The following is an 18,530-nucleotide window of genomic DNA, read 5'->3' as shown; positions in this document are numbered from 1 at the left end:
TAGGCGGGATTCATATTCTCCTTTATCTTTAGCCGAAGAGAATCTCTTTTCTTTAGAAAGGAGTTCTTTAAAGCAGAGTAGTAGAGCTATTCGCTGCCAGGATATCTTACGATTACGCCGACCAGCTGGGGTACATGGACGAGCAACCTTTGCTTCTCTAGCCTTTCTGTTAGATCGAAGAGGTCGTCGTCACTAGCTTCACGGACTAGATGTCCACTCGGTGAGGTGACAAAAATAAACTCCACATGAAAGCCGTTGCGTGTAAGAAGTTCAGAAAGCGTTCTGGTGCTGTACATACGGACCCAGCTCTTTGAAACTTTCACACTTCCTTCAGGAATCTGTTTGAGAAGATCTTTGTGTGCTTCGAATGCTTTTAGAATTTTAGGCCGAAGAGTCGTATCTAGCTTGTTAAATGCCTCATTATCTACTTGCCATTTCGAGCCTAACTCTTTTTGATATAGGTATTGAGTCTCTAATTTTTTCGTCACTAGATCATCTGAGCAGCTCTGTACATCATAATAGAAGCGCGCAACAGGGCCTCGTTTGCTGTCAGTGATAACGCCTTGCTCCAAACAAAAAGATGTGGCGTTAGGAGAGCTCTTTGATAGGTTTCTCATTTGCGCATCGTGATAGATCGCATTAACAGTAAATATAGCGCGTGCACCTGGCCTTAGCACCTTTTTAAGCAGTGCGAAGAACTCCTTTTGTTCTTCATCGTTTAAAAAGTGGATGAGGTTTCTACAGAGAACAAGGCCCACTTTTTTTGCTAGTGCAGGCTTAAGTTTCAATAGATCGAAGCAGCTTCCGCCGATCGACTCCAATTTTTTAGCCACTTTTGAAGGAAGCGACTTTCTCGTCTTTTCAAACTCGACAATCTCTTCAGGGCAGATATCATTTAAATAGACGCGCACTGCTTCCGAAAATGCTAAAATAGCGCTGTTTTCTCCTGCTGCCCCTGCAATCTCGAGAACAGTTTCTCCTCTAGCGAGCTGCATTGCATAAGCGAGGATCTCTGGGTGCATAGAAAATGCGCTGCCATACTTTGCCTGAGCAATTAAGCGCATGGGAGCCTCATAGATCCCTGCTGCAATTGCTCCTGCCGAGGTTAGGTGAGCTGGCGCTCTGCACTGGGGTGCGAAATACTCTTTCAAAACATTCCTATCTTTGAAGTTAATAGCCCGAGGCATGTTTAGATAGAGAGCTAGAAGGTCGACCTCTTCATCGGAGAGGTAGTCCGCAACAAGGTGCCTGTGGTGGCGCGTGAGCATACTCTCCCTACCAAAAACTTCTACTAGAAGCTCAACGATGGATACTACCTGCTCCTGATCGCTTTTTAACGCGGGGAGAAGCTGGGGACCGTTTGAGGGATCCTGGAGGAGTCTGGCTTCAACGAGCAGAGAGATCATCTTTTCACGGGAAGTAGAGGGTAGGCCAACCGTTTGCTGTTCGAGAGATTGTGAGGTAGAGGCCTTTCTTTCGCCTACAAATGAAGTCATGATACCCTCCAATTAGAATATTGGGTTTGTTTTGATAGAGAGATTTTACAATTACTCAGTATTATTTTGCATGGTTTTTTGTTCTTAATAATTTATTAAAAACATTCTTAGATCTGCAGATTTTTGCGCGCGCTTTTGCAGAAATTTTAATTGGGAAAAACTTTCGGTTTAAAGTAAGCTACCTTCAAATTAGTTATTTAATAGTGATTTTATGGTCGAATTATCTTTAGAAAGTCGGTTTTCTTTAAAAGAAAATATTTGTGTTAAGGTTTTAGAAAAATTTGGGGATGTAGGGCAGTATGCTATTCCAGCAGTGATAGCAGGGCATGCTCTGCTTACAGGTAGCGCGACTGAAGCGATCGCAATGGGGGTGCTAGGCTACGTTCAAAAGTTGGAAGTGTTTTCAATAAAACACCATTTTCCTAGAAACCGCCCTGAACCTTATGTTTTCGGCAAGGTCAGTCGAGAAGATACTGAATCTTTTCCTTCTTCGCATACAGGTGGAGCGTTTTTGGGGGCTGGCTTAGCGTGCGGTCTATATGGTTTAACAAGCCCTATTACTGTAACAACAATTGCACTTGCATCCCTAGTGGGAGTAAGTCGTTGTCTGAGTAAGAAGCACTGGCCAACAGATGTAATAGGCGGAGCTGCTATAGGCAGCATTCATGGACTAGTCGCAGCTGGTTGTAGGCAGCTCTTCTTTTTTTGATTGGGAAAAATAGAAAAATCTATTTAATCTCAAATAAAAAAGGAGAGGGTATGGCGATTATCGATCAGATTAACGAGGGCATCAAAGAGGCGATGAGAAGCCGAGATCAGACAAGGCTTAACACGATGCGTATGCTCAAATCAAAGATACTCGCAGTGGACGCCCGCGCAGGCCTCTCTGATGCTGAGGTGGTAAAGCTATTCAAAACGTATTACGGCAGCCTCCAAGAGGCTCTAGAGCAGGCTCAGGGAGCAAATCGCCCCGATATCGCAGATCAGCTAAAGAGCGAGCTCGTAATCATTCAAGAGTTCTTACCAAAAGCTCCCTCTCCTGAAGAGACTAGAAAAATTGTCATGCAGGCCATTGCCGAATCTGGAGCCAAGTCGAAAAAAGACCTTGGCCTTGTAATGAAAGCCGTTAGGCAGCTGAACAGCTCTGTCGATGGAAAGCTAGCCAAAGAGCTAGCAGACGAGCTTCTCTCTGACTAGATTTAAGTACCGTCGGGGTATTTTACGATGACGCCAACTAGCTGAGGTGCATGGTCTGAGGACCCTTCCTTGGTAAGCCTTTCTGTTAGATCGAAGAGCTCTTCGTCACTAGTTTCATGGATTAAATGCCCCTTCTGTGAAGTGACAAAGGTGAACTCCACATGAAAGCCGTGACGTCTAAAAAGCTCAGGGAGAGTTCTGGTGCTGAACAGAGCGTGCCAACTCCTTACTGCTTTCACGTATCCTTCTGGAACCTCATTAAGAGCCTTTCTGTATTCTCCAAATGCTTTTATAATTTTGGGGCGAAGAGCTTTATCCAGCTTGTTAAATGCCTCATTATCTACTTGCCATTTCGAGCCCAACTCTCTTGAGTATAGCACTTGACCCTCAAAATTGTGGGAAACTAGATCCTCTGAACAGCTCTCTATGCCATAATAGAAGAGCTCAAGGGTGGTATGATTCCTGTCAGTAATCACGCCTTGCTCAAAGCAGAATGATGTGACATCTGGAGCTCTTTTTAATTGCTCTCTCATTTGCGCATCGTGATAGACCGCATTAGCAGTAAATATGGCGCGTGCACCAGGCCTTAGAACCTTTTTGAGCAGAGCAAAGAACTCCTCTCTCAGTTTGCCGTTAAAAAAGTGGATCACGTTTCTGCAGAGAAGAAGGCCCACTTTGTTTGCTAGTGCAGGTTTTAGTTTCAATAGATCGAAGCAGCTTCCACCGATCGACTCCAATTTTTTACCCGCTTTTAAAGGAAGAAACTTTCTTATCTTTTCAAACTCTGCAATCTCTTCAGGACAGATATCATTTAAATAGACGCGCACTGCTTCCGAAAATGCCAAAATGGCGCTGTTTTCCCCCGCTGCTCCTGCAATCTCGAGAACAGTCTCTCCTCTAGCAAGCTCCATTGCATAAGCGAGGATCTCGGGATGCATGGGAAATGCGCTGCCATATTTGGGCTGAGCGATTAAACGCTTGGGAGTCTGATAGAACCCTGCTGCAAGTGCTCCTGCCTTGGTTAGGTGATCTGGCGCCCTGAACTGAGGTGCAAAATACTCCTTTAAAACAACCCTATCTTTAAAATTAATAGCCCGAGGCATGTTTAGATAGAGAGCCAGAAGGTCGACCTCTTCATCGGAGAGGTAGTCTGCTACAAGGTACCTAGGATGGCGTGGAAGCGCGCTCGCGCTACCAAAAAACTTTGCAAGAAGCTGGGTAATTGATGCGACTTGACTCTGGTCACTTTTTAACGCGGGGAGAAGCTGAGTGCTGTCCGAAGGAGCTTGAAGAATCCGTGCTTGAACTAGCAGAGAGACCATCTTTTCACGGGAAGTAGAAGGTAGGTCAACCGTTTGCTGTTCGAGAGATTGTGAGGTAGAGGCCTTTCTTTCGCTTACAATTGAAGTCATGATACTCTCCAATTAGAATGTAGTATTTGTTTTGCTGGAGAGATTCTAACATGATGAAACATTGTTTTGAATGTTTAATGTTTGAAATAATTGTTACTATATTATTTATTGGAAGTTGTGAAATAACAATTATTTTGAGAAGGGGAAGTGGTTTTGTAACTTGATTTTACAAAGCGTTCGAGAGTTTTTGAGTAGAGGATCTAAAACTTTGCAAATCGTTCCTCAGATGAGGGAATTCCTGTTCCATTTTCTTTTGAATGAGCAGGAGTTCATTCTCATCAAGCTCGCAATCATATGCATGCCAGATGAATTGACGGAAGGCTCTGATTTTATCTAGAAAAAGGAAGCTCTGGCGTGATACGACTGCAGGACGAATCTTGGGGACTTCGGTATTCATGCGGGATAGAAGTTCTTTATGGAAGTTGCTCATCGTGTCAATATGGTTTTCAAACGACTTTACAATCTGTTTCATGAGATCTTCAAGGGCAGTATAAAATTGCTGAACTCTCATCGCGAATAAGAAGCGATTTTCGTATATCGATACATCGACACGCACGATTTCCTTGTGGAGTCTATCGACGAAAACAAGTTGTTTATCGAAATATCCTAGCAAAATTGAATACTTTTCCATGCTAGCTAGACTACCTTAAAACCTCCCTTTAAAACAAACTCTTGAAATGAACACGTCTCGAAGAGGATTATTTCCACTTTTCTGCCTAGTTTTCTCTCTAGTTTAGCCCAGAAATCAAAACGATCATCTTTGTAGTTTTTGAGTACAATATCGACATCTGACCTAGACGAAAACCCAAAAGGTTTTAGGATAGACCCAATTAAATAGACTTCGACAGAGGATCCCTTAAACTCCTTTTCGAGGATCGCAACCACTTTCGGAAGCACGGAAGTTCTTTCTTCCTCTCTTTGCTGTTTTTCTCTTTCTTCCCGGGCCAGAAGAAAGTTCTTAGCTTCTTCGCTATCAAATTTGTTGTTCATGCTATTTTGTGTTATAGCACAAAAGGACTTTATCAAAATATCCAACATTTAAAGTGTTATTTTAATGCTGATTTTGGGTTCTTGTTTTTAAAGGATTTTTATTGTAGAATCGTCCCTTGCCCAAGGGGAGGAATAATATCATGGAAAGCTCGAGTGGAAATGCGCAGCTTGGTTCTAAATTGCTAATTACTTTTCCTAAAAGTAATGAAGATCATAGGCTGCAATTGGTAGGGATTAATGGCGCTATTTTTGCCATTGTTTACTCTCCTTTGGAGTCGCAAGGGCCGATCCGTTTGAGCTGTGAAGAGTGGAGCCTTGTTCTTTTAGCTCCTCTGAAAAGCAGGTCGAATATTCTAGTTTCAGCAACCAATGTCATCTGTCTTAGTGAGATCGCCTCAGAAGAGGGGAGTGTGAACATACACGCTTCTAATCGACTGGTAAAATTTGCAGGTTTATTCAAATCTCCCAAGGAAGTTTGCGAAATGGGTGAGTGCGGCGAGTACCAATTTGTCGATGATCCCGGAGCCTTTCTCTATTACTACCGACTGTTTGAGGGTATCGTCAGCAGTGCGCATGGTGGCAGCCCCGATGCGCTTTCTCAAGCGCAGCAGCAGGTTATCACAGGCCTCTGCACATTAGCAGATAAGATCGAAGGCAAGCCCGAGAATCTGGATCTCCAAAAGGTCTTCGACATTTGGAACATCCCTCACAACTCATTGCAAAAAAATTTATATTAATTCACTATTACCTCTCTTTAAGAAATCCGGCTTTTTTCGAACTGGCGGATATAAAACGGAGGGAGTGGAATGGAGCAGAAGAAATCAGGGCGCGACTATGAATTTGGAGGACCGATTGGCAATTGCATTATCATCGCGTTTTCACACTGCCTAGTCTACTATCTTTGGATCTGTCTAACCTACTATAACGGCACTCTTGCTTATCCCTCCTCTCTTCAGGATTTTCTTCCATTTCTCGGCAGAATGGGTCAGCATATCAGTACGGGCGCTGCCCCCACCTATTCTGCAGCAGTGATATATCTCGGTTTTATAGGAGTTCAATTTGCGCTTGCTTGGATCGTGCCGGGAATTCTGATCAAGGGCCTTCCTGTTCCTTCTGAAAACAACCAACAGCGAACCTATCTCTGCAATGGAATCGGGTGCTGGTATGTAACCTTGGCGCTTGTTGTGCTTTTGCAATATACAGGACTCTTTCCTATTTCAAGATTAGGGGATGAGATGGGATCCTTGATTACCATCGGAATGATTTCAGCCAATTTCTTGGCCGTCTGGTTGTATCTCGTTGGAACCTTCTCTCGTAGTGGAAATTCCTCTTCTGGTAATCCAATTTACAATTTTTTTATGGGAGTCATTCTCAACCCACGGATTGGGAAAGTCGATCTCAAGTTTTTCTCTGAAATCCGTATCCCTTGGATTTTGCTCTTCTTGCTTACCTTGTCTGCTGCTGCAAAACAGTATGAGCTCTACGGAATGATCTCTGGGCCTATGGCCTTCATGATTGTGGCGCATGGACTCTACACAAATGCTTGCATGAAAGGAGAAGAGTGCATCCCGACCACATGGGATATCTTCTATGAAAAATTTGGGTGGATGTTGATCTTTTGGAATTATGTCGGCGTCCCTTTTGTCTACTGCTTTCAATCGTTTTATATTTTAAAGAACAACCCTCAACACTCCTCTCTGTTCATGTGGAGTCTATTCGCAACTCTGTTTTTAGCGTATTATGTTTGGGATACCGCAAACAGTCAGAAAAATCGCTTTCGCATGCAGTTAAGAGGAACCTTTTTTTCACGAAAGACATTTCCTCAACTGCCATGGGGAACACTCAAAAATCCTAAAGCCCTTGAGACGGCTTCCGGAGATCTGCTCCTAGTTGATGGCTGGTACAAATATGGAAGAAAGATCCACTACACTGCAGACACGGTGATGGCTATCACCTGGGGCCTTAGCTGTGGATTTGGAAGTGCGCTGCCCTATCTCTATCCTCTCTTTTTTATCAGCATGATCGCTCATCGCTATCATAGAGACCGGGTCCGCTGTGCAAAAAAGTATGGGAAAGACTGGGAGCGTTACTGTGAGACAGTTCCCTATAAATTCATTCCCTATATCTACTAAAAAAGCGGAAGCTTTTAAAGAACTACTTCCTAAAGAAAGGAGATCCTCTTCGGTTTAAGGATAAAAGAGAATATGAATCCCGCCTGGACCCGGCCCCAAAGAGCCGGGATTGCGGCGAGGGGCCGTTCATTTTCCGTCCGTTTTTCTTTAACCGGCTTTCACGGTTACAGTAGCGGGAGAGCTATCCCCTGAGCTGTTCACAGCGATCACTTCGTAGGTATATGTTTTGCCCTTTTTTCGATGGTGATCTTGAAAGGTCAAAGGAGAGGTGCTCGCCACTGTGCCGATCTGGGTGCCATTTCTTAAAATTTTGTAGCTTGTGACGCTGCTAGAGGGGCTGGCAGTCCAGTTTAAAACGATGAAGTAATCAGATTCTGTTAAGAAGATGTCTTTTCTTGCTTTCGCAGAGAGGTGCATGGGAGCTGAGGGAGCTTGGAGCCCTTCAAAGATGGTGAGTGCAAAAAGATCAGCACCAGGAACAGGAATCGTCGCTTCTACCGTGTTGGTCGTTGTATCGATGATGAGAACTCCACCTCCATTTCGAAGAGGTGCAACCAGCTGGGTTTTGTCAGGAACAAAAGCAATGTTATCGCATCTATTTCCAAGAGGAATAGTGGCAATAACCGCATTTGAACTAGTATCAATGACGCTCATCGAGCCATCTGCGGCAACTACATAGACCTTTGTCCCATCTGGAGATGAGAGAGCAAAAAGGGGAAGTCCTCCCACTCCAACTGTGGCCACAACTGCATGTGAAGTGAGGTCGATCACAGATACGTCATTAGAGTTAAAGTTGACGATGTAAGCTCTATTTTCTAAAGCCGAAAAGGTTGTAAACAGCGGTTCTCCTCCCACATCAATTGTTGCAACTACAGCATTAGTCGTTGCAGAGAGAACGTTTACTGCGGCTGCATTAAGGCAGGCAACATAGACCTCCTCCCCGTTAGGAGTAGTTTTTATTCCATAAGGAAAGGCCCCTACTGGCGTTGTTGTAATGAGTGCATTCGTTGCGGCATTGACGATAGCAACAGAGTTGTTGTCTATGCTGATAAAGGCCTTTCCCTTCGCATAGGTGATAAATTCAGATGTCGATCCGACATCGATAGTTGTGATCAAGGTGTCTGTTATTGTATCGATAACGACGATATTGTTATTGGTAGTGCTGTAGTTTGTGACAAACACTTTAGATCCGTCAGGTGTGACGGCAGGAAAAAAAAATGCAGCTCCCGGAAGAGAGACAGAAGCAGTGACAGTGTTTGTTCTGGTGTCGATTACATCCACAACACCGCTATCTAAGGCGACATAGACCTTCGCCCCATCGGGAGTGATGGCAATTCCTGGATATTCTGAGGTTGAGGAGACGTTGATCGTGGCGATCACGCTATTTGTTACTGTGTCGACAGCATACACGCTATTACTCGAAGAAAAATCGGTTATATACGCGACGGGGTCCTGCGCGTGAAGATCGTTTCCCACAAGACTCGAAACGTAAAGCGCCATGAGTGGAATGCAGCGTTTCATCTTCTCTCTCCATTTTTTCTAAAAAAATATTGTGTTTTCAAATGATAAAAGGTGCAAGCAATTTCTAAAACAAAAGTTGACAGCAAGCGAAGTCCATTTTCCGTCCGTTTTTCTTAGCGGCGCTTTTCCAATAAAAAAGGCCGGGCTTTTGGCCCGGCCTGTGTATTGGAGGTGGAGAGAAGCCCTCGCGCTAGGGGCGGTGCCCCAAGTCTGCCGGGCCGGCAGTCTCGCTCTGTTTCACTTCGCTCAACTCGATTCTCTCACGCAAGGCAAACTGTTGCCTTGCTCACCTCCAATAAAAAAGGCTAGGTATTAACCTAGCCTTTTGGATTGGAGGTGGAGAGAATCGAACTCTCGTCCTTAGCAAACTCCCTATTAGCGCCTACATGCTTAGCGTCTTTAGTTGTACATTGGCTCTGATGAAAGACACCACACTACGAGCCAACGCTCTTCTTCTTGTCTCGGACTCTCCCTCGAAGAAGGGAAGAAGTCGGGAGATCCACACCAGGGTTGATGACGACAGTTCTAACGCTCCTGGTCAGGCATCAGACTATCGGACGCTAAAGGCGGTTAGACCTTAAGCAGCCTCTAGATAAGAAATTTCTTCTTTATCAGTTCTTGTTTAACCGGATTTTTTAGGAGGCCAACCGATCATCCTCCGCATGCCACTAATACTTTGTTTCCAAGTCGAAACCTTTACACCCCCACAACAGATCTTATCAAAATCTCCAATAAAGTGCGAGGGGGAGTTTAAAAACGATTTTTTACACATGCAAACAGCTTGTTTTTAGAGGTTTGAAGAGTGTAATGGGGATATTTTAGGCTTCTAACAAATTCTATTAAAACGGTAAAATAGATGGTCTAACTTATTGAAAACAACAAAGGTACAATAATGGCGTCAAATATTCATGGGCTTTTTGACAGAGTTCCTAGCCGAGATGATGTGGGTCAACTTATTGGAGGATTAGCGGATTTATTCATTCAGGCTGGAAAAGAGGTGCGTTCAATACATTTCATTACAAAAGAAGTTATTGGGAGCAGCACTGCCCTCACTTCAGCGCTTTTTGCGGCCTGTGGGCCGGTGAGCGAAGGGGATTTTATGACTCCTCGAGGCAAGTATGTAGAGGTTGGATTTATCTCCTTTGTTTCTACAATCTACAACCTTTTTCTTAGCGGAATCTTTGCGATCGCTTATCTGTTCACTCGTATTACGAATGGAGAGAGCGAAAGAATGGGATTCTTGTGCAGAAAATTTCTTGTAATCGCTGGGGCATCAAGCGCGCTTATTGGAGCAGGTGTTGTGGGGGTGTTTAGTCCAGAATATGGAAAAAATACTGTTCAGGCGGTATACAATGCAATTTTCGAGGGTGCCACGCCTCTTAGAGACTTTCTGCTCTGGTCAGAAGGGGCTCCTCGTCCCGCTGCGCCAGGTGGACCCAGGGGAGGATATGTCCTCGGAGGCAGATAGCCTTAAACTGACTTGCTAGCTTAAAACTCTAAAGATCGGCTACGATTAGCCGATCTTTTTTTTATTTTATGGTTATATGTTTGAGACGGAGACTCACGAGACTTTTCCTGGTAGAGAGGAGAAGGTTTTAGAATTCTGGAAGCGGGAGAAGATTTTTGAAAAGTCTCTTGCACAGAGAGAGGGGGCTCCGCTCTTCTCTTTTTACGATGGGCCTCCATTTGCAACGGGGCTTCCTCATTACGGCCACATTCTGGCTGGCACGATCAAAGATGCTGTTCTTCGCTACTGGACGATGAAGGGGTTCTATGTGCCTCGCCGCTTTGGGTGGGACTGCCATGGTCTGCCTGTGGAGAACGAGATTGAGAAGGCGAAGGAGCTCTCTGGTGCTGTCGCCATTGAGAAGTTTGGACTCGCTGCTTTTAACGAGGAGTGCCGCAAGATTGTTCTGCGCTACACGCAGGAGTGGGAGCGCACTGTAGACCGCATGGGCCGCTGGGTGGACTTCCGCAATCCCTACCGCACGATGGACAAGGATTTCATGGAGTCGGTCTGGTGGGTCTTCGGACAGCTCTACGGCCGCAACCTGGTCTACGAAGGTTTCAAGGTGATGCCCTTTTCTGCAAAGCTGGGAACGCCGCTGTCTAACTTCGAAGCGAATTTAAACTACCGCGATGTGGATGATCCTTCGCTTACGCTGATGTTCACCCTGAAGGATCAGCCAGATACAAAAGTGCTGGTCTGGACGACGACGCCCTGGACTCTACCGATGAACCTGGCACTGATTGTGAGAGGGGATCTCGACTACGTAAAAGTGAAAGAGCTCAAAAGTGGAAGCCACTATATTCTCGCAAAGTCGCGTCTCGGTGAGTACTTCAAAGATCCGGAAGCAATTGAGATTTTAGCGACCTTCAAGGGTGAGTCTCTTGCAAAGCTAGCTTATATTCCGCTCTTTCCCTACTTCGACACAAAGAGAGATCCACGCGCTTTCCACATTCTTGTCGACGATTGCGTGACAGCGGAAGATGGAACGGGAGTTCTGCATGCAGCGCCCGGCTTCGGCGAAGCGGACTTCTTTGTCTGCACCCGCGAGGGGATCGAGGTGGTCTGCCCTGTAGATCACAACGGAAGATACACACACGAAGTGCCCGACTACGAGGGGATCTACGTCAAAGATGCAGATAAAGAGATCATCAAGAGGCTGAAGCAGGAGAATAAGGTCTTTCATCACGGACAGATCCGCCACCGCTACCCCTTCTGCTGGCGCTCGGATACTCCGCTGATCTACAAAGCTGTAAAGACCTGGTTTGTCGGCGTGGAGAAACTAAAGCATGAGCTCATCGCATGCAATGGAGAGATCCACTGGGTGCCGGAGCATATCAAAGAGGGACGCTTTGGAAAGTGGCTCGAGAATGCGCGCGACTGGGCGATCTCTCGCAATCGCTACTGGGGCACACCTATTCCGATCTGGCGGAACGATAGAGGCGACTGCATCGTTATTTCAAGCGTTCAAGAGCTTGAAGAGCGCACGGGAAAGAAGATCGACGATCTCCATCGCCACTTTATCGACGACTTGACCTTCGAAGAGAATGGAAAGACCTTTAGAAGAATTACCGAAGTTTTTGACTGCTGGTTCGAGTCGGGCTCGATGCCCTACGCGCAGAACCACTTCCCCTTCGAACAGAAGGAGAGCACGATGCAGGGCTTCCCCGCCGACTTTATCGGCGAGGGGCTCGATCAGACGCGCGGCTGGTTCTACACACTAAACGTTCTCTCTGTTGCGCTATTTAAGAAGCCCGCGTTTAAGAATGTGATCGTGAATGGAATCATCCTGGCCGAAGATGGCAATAAGATGTCCAAGCGTTTGAAGAACTATCCGGAACCAGAGATCGTCTTCAACCAGTATGGAGCAGATGCGCTTAGGCTCTATCTTCTAAATAGCCCTGCAGTTCAAGCGGAAGATCTGCGTTTCACAGAACGCGGCGTTGAGCTTGTGATGCGCCAGGTGCTAATTCCACTCTGGAACTCCTACCACTTCCTTGCGACCTACGCTGAGATCTACGCATGGAAGCCGAAAGAGAAGAGCTCGCTCTCTCCGAAGGCGGATATCGATCGCTGGATTCTCTCTCTTCTGCAGAAGCTGACGCAGCAGGTTACAAGCGCGATGAATGAGTATACGCTTGGAAAGGCGGTGCTGCCGTTTGTCGAGTTCATTGAGCAGCTCACAAACTGGTATATCCGTAGGTCGCGCCCGCGCTTCTGGGCGGATGAGGCGTCGCAGGATCGCGATGAGGCGTTTGGTACGCTCTACCATGTGCTTCTAACTGTGTCTCAGATTGCGGCTCCTTTTGTTCCCTTCTTGAGTGAGGCGATCTATCTGCGTTTAAGGCATGAGAAGGCGCAGCCTTCTGTGCATCTAAACGACTTCCCGCTTTACGACTCTAAACTGCGAGATGAGTCGCTTGAAAGAGAGATGGCCTCCGTGCAGACCGTGGTAAGTTCAGGACATGCTCTGCGTAAAGAGCAGAAGATGAAGGTGCGCCAGCCTCTTGCGAATGCGCATGTGATCTGCTCGGATGAGGCTGTTCTTTCTGCTTTGAAAAAGCAGGATGGACTCATTGCAGATGAGCTCAATGTAAAGAAGGTAACTTTTCTGCCTGATGAGTCCTCCTTTGTGGCCCTTGCTGCGAAGCCAAACTTCCGCATTCTGGGCAAAAAAGTTGGCAAGCTGATGCGCGAGGTGCAGAAGGCGATCGAGGCGTTCGATCAGAAGGCGCTGAAGACTCTCTTCCGCGGCGAGACGTTAACACTTGAGATTGAAGGAGAGAAGATCGAACTCACGCCTGAAGATATTAGCGTTGAGCGCAAGGTGCGAGAGGGGATCGTCGCTCTCACAAGCGAAGGAATTACTGTTGCACTCGATCTAGAGCTCTCTCCGGAGCTTCTGATGGAAGGGCTTGCGCGCGAGCTGATCAGCAAGATCAACGCGATGCGCCGCGATCTAGGCTTTGCTGTGACAGATCGCATCTCCATCACAATCCAGACGACAGACCGAGTGAAGGCCTGCTTTGAGCAGTTCCGCGGGATCATCGTAAACGATGTGGCGCCGCTTTTTCTTAAAATCGACTTGTCGATTTTCCCAAAGAGAGATCGCCAGGTCGATCTCGAGAAAAGCGGCGCCGAGTCGCCGCACTCCAAAAAAGAATTAGAATTTGAGGGGGAGCTTGTTGCGGCGGTGGTGGACGATGCCCCAAGCGCCGAGGAGGATACCTGCGACTGTCCAGACGACAGCTCTTGGTAGATTCATGAAAGGGTAGGGGGGCTGGTTTGGAGCTCCCCAACGGGCGCCAGGTGGCCAGAAGATGAAGCTCGGTCCACCGCGAAGATTGCCCTGCGGAACAAAGCCGAAGTCGCGGCTGTCAGCGCTCATCGCGTGGTTATCACCAAGCGCAAGATACATCTGTGCAGGAACTGTTAAACCATACTTAGAGATCAGCTCTTGATTTAGCGATCCATCCTCTTTCAGAGGAGCTCCCAGATCTATGAAGGGCTCGTAAGAGGGATTCACAACCTGCTTCTCATGCTCTCTTGCGAGGAAGTCGATTAGAGTTGAATCCTCTTTTCTAAAGATGGGAGCGCCGAGAAGGAAGAGGTCTCCACCTCGGAAGTAGGCGTAGCGCGAAGGAAGGAGTCTCTGCTGTCTCGTCTGCGGAGCAAAGTGCATATCCATCTCGATTCCCACGTTGTAAAAGAGCTGAACTCTCTCTGGCGAGAAGGAGTAGATAGGGTGAGATGGTGGTAGCTCTTCTGTGATTCCCTGCCACTTTACCTCGTATGCTTTTCCAAAGTAGAACTCATAGCAGCCGTCGGGAACGCCAGGTAGCTTTGGCAAAAAGGGGTTGCCGGCTATTTTTCTCTGGTCGAAGCCGTAGCGCATCGCAACGCCATCTTTTACACGGAATCGAGCTGTGTACATGTTATCAAAAATTGCGCGCACTTGGGCTTCGGAAAGAGGAATAATAGAGGAGCTTAAGCCCAGAAGTGGACGGATTCTACCATACTCATCTCGTCCGATGCTAAGAGAGCTCAACGTGGGGTGGTGCTTGATTTCAAGATAGAGTGGCGCTTCAGGAAGGTTTTGCAGAGACTGGTCTGTGCACTGGAGGAGCTGCTCTTTTGTGAGAAGGCGCGTCATTCCATAGTTTTTAAAACCCCAGAGATCTCCATACGAGGAAACGGAGTTCAGCATCTCGCCTCGCGGCTGGCTCGCGCCTGAAACATAAAGCCGTGCAACGGGCTCATTCATCTGATGGAGAATAATCGGAGTATAGACTCCCTGAACAGGGGAGTGGGGCGTTGTAACCTTACCGTCGAAGTGGAGGAAGGGGATGTGCTCGATCTTAGCGAGTTCTGGGCTCTGAAGCTGAGAGGAGATGTCGCTGCCATTTTTATCGAAGCCATAAATCTTGCCGCCATAAAAATAGAGAGTATCTCCCGGTCTTCCCATGAGGCGTTTGATATACTGCTTCTTTCCAGGAAAAAGGTAGAAGTAGAGAGTGTCTACATCGCGAATGTCCATATCTTCGCCAGTAAAGATGAAGATGCTGCCTCGCTGCACGAGTTCAGGATCGAAGTAGAGCTGTTTTGTGGTGAGCGGAATGTTGATGCCGAAATCTGTTTTCGAAACGACGAGCCGGTCCTGCTCTTTCAGTGTAGGGCGCATCGATCCGGAAGGAATCTCGTAGAACTCAAACCAGACCTGGCGCACGAGTATCGCAACGACAAGTGCAAATCCGAGCGCGAAAACGAGATCGCGTAGCTGTGCGCTTGAGCTCTTTTTTAAGTGCTGCTTTGCGAGAATTTGCACATGCAGAGCAAGTGCGTGTGCTTCGACGCGGTCTTCTTGGAGAATCTTCTCTTGTAGTTCGAGCAGAGCCTTTTCAAGTTGGCTAGAAACAGAGGTGGGCAAGTTTTTTCGGCGGCGCATGTACTGGTGATAGGTGTGACGCAGCACCGCTCGCGATTTTTTGAGAGAAGAAGTTCTGTTAAAGATTGACATAAGGCCACGCATTGTAAAGGATTTTTCACCATTTCGCAAGGAGATCTACCAAAGAAGGGAGTCGTCGCTCTCAGCATAGAGGTGTGGATCCTGCTCGGAAGCGAGAATCCAGCGATACTTGTGCCCCTTTTTGAGAATAGGCTCGAGTGTTTTTAAAGGGGTTGTAAGGAGAAGCTCCTTTTTCTCATTTCGCGTTAGAGAAAAAGGGATCTGTTTTGGAGGCTCAACATAATCGTCTAGATCGAGAGCGTAAAGCGTGAGCTGAGAAAAGGGGTATGTGGACTTCAGAGAGAGTTGCAGAGTATCTCCAGTTCGTTTTCCTGTATCGATGAATGTAGGAGGTCTGTGAGGGACGGCCATTGTAACTGGAGAGAGAGAGCCCCGCCCACAGGCAACTGAACGGATTTTAAGGGTGTAGTGTCCATTGCTCGTTTCGATCCAAAAGGGGAAGGGGAAGTCGGGAAGAAAGTAGAGCTCGAGATGACATGCAGCAAGTTGTGACTGATCGTCTGGCCAGCGCGCGTTAAAAACTTCCAGCGTCGGTTTTTTTAGCTTGCTTCCTTCAAATACTACTGGGGGAGTCCAGAGCGCGCGCATATCCTCCTCGCCCTTCTGGGGAGAGGGACCCACTCTTTTGCGCTGCTCTTTGGGAGTGGCTGTGAGAGGAAGAGCGAGCATTTTGGGGAGAATTGGTTCTTCGACGTTCATCCACCCTTTTTGTGAAACGGAAAAACACTCTAGAAGCTCTCCAGTTTCAAGGTCGATCTCATAAAGCAGCCAGGCGCTATGTCCAGGAGCTCCTTTTCTTAGCCAGTCTGGCCAGGAGGTGTCTGAAGTTTCGAGAGTCGACTCAGGCACCGTCACCTCTTCGAGAACAAGGTGAGTCTGGCTCTTTTCACGTATTCTAAGAAGAGAGAAGCTCTTGTCCTGAACTGTGACGATGTAGTCGCCAGGCGATCCCTTTTCCAACTTTGCCTTTAAAGTTGGAGTGGCGCTCAGCTGCGCGCAGGATATGATAAGCAGCAGGATGAAGAGTCTCATAGAAGACCAGGATAGCAGATCACCTAATAATCCAAGGAATCAAAACTAATTTTTTACAAAGTGACAGTTGTGGGCCATTTAGTTAGACTGGTGTGAAAAACTAGAGGGCATGGCGTCACAATGCAATTGAATTCAATCTACGGTCTTTCGCTTGCGCTTCTAACCGATCTATATGAGCTAACGATGGCCTATGGCTACTGGAAAGAGGGGATTGCAGAGCGCGAGTCGGTATTTCATCTCTCTTTTAGAAGAAAACCTTTTAAAGGCAGTTTCGCTGTTGCAGCTGGGCTTAAAACCGCTGTCGAATTTATACAGAATTTTCAGTTTGACGAGAGCGATCTATCTTATCTAGAGGGGCTCCGAGGCAGCAGTGGAAAACCACTATTTGAGCAGGGCTTCCTCGACTATTTAAAAAATTTCTCCTTCTCCTGCGATCTAGATGCGATGCCAGAAGGGACCCCTGTATTTCCCTATGAGCCAATTCTTCGCGTTCAAGGGCCGATTATTCAAGCGCAGCTTCTGGAAAGCGCACTTCTTAATATCATCAATTTTCAATCGCTGATTGCAACAAAAGCTGCAAGGATCTGCTGGGCTGCAAAACCCGATCCTGTTGTTGAGTTTGGACTCCGCAGAGCTCAAGGTATCGATGGAGCTCTTTCTGCGAGCCGTGCAGCATTTATTGGCGGCTGCGAATCCACTTCGAGTGTTCTCGCTGGAAAGCTCTACGACATCCCCGTTCGGGGAACACAGGCGCATAGCTGGGTGATGGCATTCGACGATGAGGAGAGCTCTTTCAGAGCCTTTGCAAAAGCTCTTCCCGATAGCTGCATGTTCCTGGTGGATACTTATGATAGCGTAACGGGCGTAAAAAACGCGCTTACGGTTGCAAAAGAGCTGAGAAAAGAGGGTGTCGAGATGCTAGGAGTGAGACTCGACTCAGGGGATCTCGCTCACTTAAGCATTCAGATCCGTAAGATGCTGGACGATGCAGGCTTTCCTCATGCGAAGATCATGGCAAGCAATGAGCTCGACGAGCAGATCATCAGCGATCTCAAGCACCAGGGCGCTAAGATTAGCATCTGGGGTGTTGGAACCAATCTCGTTACAGCAAAAGATCAATCTGCACTGGATGGAGTTTATAAGCTCTCTGCAATCAGAGATGAGAAGGGCGACTGGCAGTATAAGCTTAAAATTTCTGAGCAGATCGCCAAAGTCACGGATCCTGGCATTCTACAGGTGCGACGCTTTTACAATAAGAGCGGGGCCTTTGCCGACATGGTTTATGATCCAGCTAGGTTACCAAAAGAGGGGCAGGTCTTTTTAGATCCAGCCGACCCAACGCACTCGAGCAAGGTGCGTCCAGAGATGGAGTATAAAGATCTTCTCGTCCCGATCATGCGCAAAGGAAAAGAGGTATACAACCACCCCTCATTAAAAGAAGTGCAGAGCTACTCTCAGCAGGAGCTGGACCGCTTCCATCCCGCTATTCGCAGGTTTTTAAATCCGCAGCCCTACTTTGTGGGAATGGAAAAATCTCTGTATGAGCTGAAAGTAAAAATGATCGAAGAGATCAAAGAGAAGCTCTCATGAGGGCTCTACTCATCGTAGATATGCAGAACGATTTCATGCCTAAAGGGCCTCTAGCAGTGCCTAATGCCGACCGCACTGTCTCTCTCATCAACTCTCTAATGCCCAAATTCTCTCTGGTCATCGCCACGCAAGATTGTCACCCTGCCGACCATGTGAGCTTTGCGCAGAATCATCCAGGAAGGAAGCCTGGAGAGATGATCAAGGTGAGAGGGATCGAACAGATTCTCTGGCCTGTCCACTGCGTTCAGAAGACCCTTGGGGCTGAGCTCACAAAAGATTTAGATAGGAGTAGGATTGAAACAATTTTTTATAAGGGCACTGATAAGTGGATCGATAGTTATAGCGCTTTTTTCGATAATGCCCGCAAAAGGTCCACAGGTCTCTTTGACTTTCTGAAGTTGAAGGGGGTGACCGAGCTCTTTGTATGCGGAGTTGCAACTGACTACTGCGTTCTCTATTCTGTGATCGATGCCCTCGATCTCGGCCTTTCTGTTACTGTCATAACCGATGCCTGCTCTGGGATCGATCTCTCCCCCGGGGATGTCGATGCCGCCTATGCGACTATGAGCGAAAAAGGAGCTCATCTGGTCACTTCAAAAGCCCTCTTTTGATTTTTTTTCACTCTGC

15 protein-coding genes and 1 other RNA gene are annotated in these 18,530 nt (G+C 47.1%); 8 read left to right on the top strand and 8 right to left on the bottom strand.

The features are described from left to right. Nucleotides 1-86: 86 nt before the first annotated feature. Complete coding sequence (locus HYX48_06660; protein ID MBI2743580.1) at nt 87-1,496, bottom strand: class I SAM-dependent methyltransferase; 1,410 nt, start codon at nt 1,494-1,496, stop codon at nt 87-89. 211 nt (nt 1,497-1,707) lie between these two features. Here HYX48_06660 and HYX48_06655 point away from each other — a divergent pair, with 211 nt between their 5' ends. Further along, on the top strand, nt 1,708-2,205 hold the full coding sequence (locus tag HYX48_06655; protein ID MBI2743579.1) for a phosphatase PAP2 family protein: 498 nt from the start codon (nt 1,708-1,710) through the stop codon (nt 2,203-2,205). Between the two features lie 50 nt (nt 2,206-2,255). Continuing rightward, a complete protein-coding gene (locus HYX48_06650; GenBank protein MBI2743578.1) occupies nt 2,256-2,693 on the top strand; it encodes a GatB/YqeY domain-containing protein in 438 nt (145 codons plus the stop codon). Between the two features lie 2 nt (nt 2,694-2,695). Here the strand turns inward: HYX48_06650 and HYX48_06645 are convergent, their stop codons facing one another. From HYX48_06645 to HYX48_06635, 3 genes are all read right to left on the bottom strand, one after another. Then, nucleotides 2,696-4,105, bottom strand: coding sequence for a class I SAM-dependent methyltransferase (locus tag HYX48_06645; protein ID MBI2743577.1), 1,410 nt, complete (start codon nt 4,103-4,105; stop codon nt 2,696-2,698). Nucleotides 4,106-4,271: 166 nt separating this feature from the next. Beyond that, complete coding sequence (locus HYX48_06640; GenBank protein MBI2743576.1) at nt 4,272-4,577, bottom strand: hypothetical protein; 306 nt, start codon at nt 4,575-4,577, stop codon at nt 4,272-4,274. A 164-nt stretch (nt 4,578-4,741) separates the two neighbouring features. Further along, the gene (locus tag HYX48_06635; GenBank protein ID MBI2743575.1) at nt 4,742-5,095 is read right to left on the bottom strand and encodes a nucleotidyltransferase domain-containing protein; all 354 of its coding nucleotides are present in this window, start codon (nt 5,093-5,095) and stop codon (nt 4,742-4,744) included. A 140-nt stretch (nt 5,096-5,235) separates the two neighbouring features. Between HYX48_06635 and HYX48_06630 the strand changes: the two genes are divergently transcribed. Beyond that, the gene (locus HYX48_06630) at nt 5,236-5,832 is read left to right on the top strand and encodes a hypothetical protein (GenBank protein ID MBI2743574.1); all 597 of its coding nucleotides are present in this window, start codon (nt 5,236-5,238) and stop codon (nt 5,830-5,832) included. A 69-nt stretch (nt 5,833-5,901) separates the two neighbouring features. Continuing rightward, a complete protein-coding gene (locus HYX48_06625) occupies nt 5,902-7,227 on the top strand; it encodes a delta(24(24(1)))-sterol reductase (protein ID MBI2743573.1) in 1,326 nt (441 codons plus the stop codon). 147 nt (nt 7,228-7,374) lie between these two features. Here HYX48_06625 and HYX48_06620 read toward each other — a convergent pair whose 3' ends face one another. Together HYX48_06620 and ssrA are read right to left on the bottom strand one after the other, a co-directional pair. Further along, complete coding sequence (locus HYX48_06620) at nt 7,375-8,748, bottom strand: hypothetical protein (GenBank protein ID MBI2743572.1); 1,374 nt, start codon at nt 8,746-8,748, stop codon at nt 7,375-7,377. A gap of 330 nt (nt 8,749-9,078) precedes the next feature. Further along, nucleotides 9,079-9,454, bottom strand: a transfer-messenger RNA (tmRNA) gene (ssrA, locus tag HYX48_06615). Between the two features lie 186 nt (nt 9,455-9,640). Between ssrA and HYX48_06610 the strand changes: the two genes are divergently transcribed. Continuing rightward, on the top strand, nt 9,641-10,216 hold the full coding sequence (locus HYX48_06610; GenBank protein MBI2743571.1) for a hypothetical protein: 576 nt from the start codon (nt 9,641-9,643) through the stop codon (nt 10,214-10,216). Nucleotides 10,217-10,292: 76 nt separating this feature from the next. Continuing rightward, the gene (locus tag HYX48_06605) at nt 10,293-13,514 is read left to right on the top strand and encodes an isoleucine--tRNA ligase (protein MBI2743570.1); all 3,222 of its coding nucleotides are present in this window, start codon (nt 10,293-10,295) and stop codon (nt 13,512-13,514) included. On the opposite strand, the gene lepB is transcribed toward HYX48_06605, so the two are convergent. After that, on the bottom strand, nt 13,419-15,272 hold the full coding sequence (gene lepB / locus HYX48_06600) for a signal peptidase I (GenBank protein MBI2743569.1): 1,854 nt from the start codon (nt 15,270-15,272) through the stop codon (nt 13,419-13,421). The genes HYX48_06605 and lepB overlap by 96 nt on opposite strands. Nucleotides 15,273-15,317: 45 nt before the next feature. Further along, a complete protein-coding gene (locus HYX48_06595; GenBank protein MBI2743568.1) occupies nt 15,318-16,313 on the bottom strand; it encodes a hypothetical protein in 996 nt (331 codons plus the stop codon). A 120-nt stretch (nt 16,314-16,433) separates the two neighbouring features. Here HYX48_06595 and HYX48_06590 point away from each other — a divergent pair, with 120 nt between their 5' ends. Both HYX48_06590 and pncA read left to right on the top strand, forming a co-directional pair. Then, complete coding sequence (locus tag HYX48_06590) at nt 16,434-17,903, top strand: nicotinate phosphoribosyltransferase (protein ID MBI2743567.1); 1,470 nt, start codon at nt 16,434-16,436, stop codon at nt 17,901-17,903. Further along, nucleotides 17,900-18,514, top strand: a complete 615-nt coding sequence (gene pncA / locus HYX48_06585) for a bifunctional nicotinamidase/pyrazinamidase (GenBank protein MBI2743566.1) — start codon at nt 17,900-17,902, stop codon at nt 18,512-18,514. The genes HYX48_06590 and pncA overlap by 4 nt, the downstream gene beginning before the upstream one ends. Nucleotides 18,515-18,530: the final 16 nt, after the last annotated feature.

Source organism: Chlamydiales bacterium (assembly GCA_016185065.1).
Lineage (GTDB): Bacteria > Chlamydiota > Chlamydiia > Chlamydiales > Rhabdochlamydiaceae.
The sequence above is the reverse complement of the archived record's forward strand: the minus strand, read 5'-3'. Positions and strand labels throughout refer to the sequence as shown.

What these genes read in the sequence shown, in the direction of transcription:
- HYX48_06620 (MBI2743572.1), bottom strand. Translation starts at nt 8,748, where the DNA reads ATGAAACGCTGCATTCCACTCATGGCGCTTTACGTTTCGAGTCTTGTG.
- HYX48_06650 (MBI2743578.1), top strand. Translation starts at nt 2,256, where the DNA reads ATGGCGATTATCGATCAGATTAACGAGGGCATCAAAGAGGCGATGAGA.
- HYX48_06625 (MBI2743573.1), top strand. Translation starts at nt 5,902, where the DNA reads ATGGAGCAGAAGAAATCAGGGCGCGACTATGAATTTGGAGGACCGATT.
- HYX48_06635 (MBI2743575.1), bottom strand. Translation starts at nt 5,095, where the DNA reads ATGAACAACAAATTTGATAGCGAAGAAGCTAAGAACTTTCTTCTGGCC.
- lepB (MBI2743569.1), bottom strand. Translation starts at nt 15,272, where the DNA reads ATGTCAATCTTTAACAGAACTTCTTCTCTCAAAAAATCGCGAGCGGTG.
- HYX48_06645 (MBI2743577.1), bottom strand. Translation starts at nt 4,105, where the DNA reads ATGACTTCAATTGTAAGCGAAAGAAAGGCCTCTACCTCACAATCTCTC.
- HYX48_06590 (MBI2743567.1), top strand. Translation starts at nt 16,434, where the DNA reads ATGCAATTGAATTCAATCTACGGTCTTTCGCTTGCGCTTCTAACCGAT.
- HYX48_06605 (MBI2743570.1), top strand. Translation starts at nt 10,293, where the DNA reads ATGTTTGAGACGGAGACTCACGAGACTTTTCCTGGTAGAGAGGAGAAG.
- HYX48_06630 (MBI2743574.1), top strand. Translation starts at nt 5,236, where the DNA reads ATGGAAAGCTCGAGTGGAAATGCGCAGCTTGGTTCTAAATTGCTAATT.
- HYX48_06660 (MBI2743580.1), bottom strand. Translation starts at nt 1,496, where the DNA reads ATGACTTCATTTGTAGGCGAAAGAAAGGCCTCTACCTCACAATCTCTC.
- HYX48_06595 (MBI2743568.1), bottom strand. Translation starts at nt 16,313, where the DNA reads ATGAGACTCTTCATCCTGCTGCTTATCATATCCTGCGCGCAGCTGAGC.
- pncA (MBI2743566.1), top strand. Translation starts at nt 17,900, where the DNA reads ATGAGGGCTCTACTCATCGTAGATATGCAGAACGATTTCATGCCTAAA.
- HYX48_06655 (MBI2743579.1), top strand. Translation starts at nt 1,708, where the DNA reads ATGGTCGAATTATCTTTAGAAAGTCGGTTTTCTTTAAAAGAAAATATT.
- HYX48_06640 (MBI2743576.1), bottom strand. Translation starts at nt 4,577, where the DNA reads ATGAAACAGATTGTAAAGTCGTTTGAAAACCATATTGACACGATGAGC.
- HYX48_06610 (MBI2743571.1), top strand. Translation starts at nt 9,641, where the DNA reads ATGGCGTCAAATATTCATGGGCTTTTTGACAGAGTTCCTAGCCGAGAT.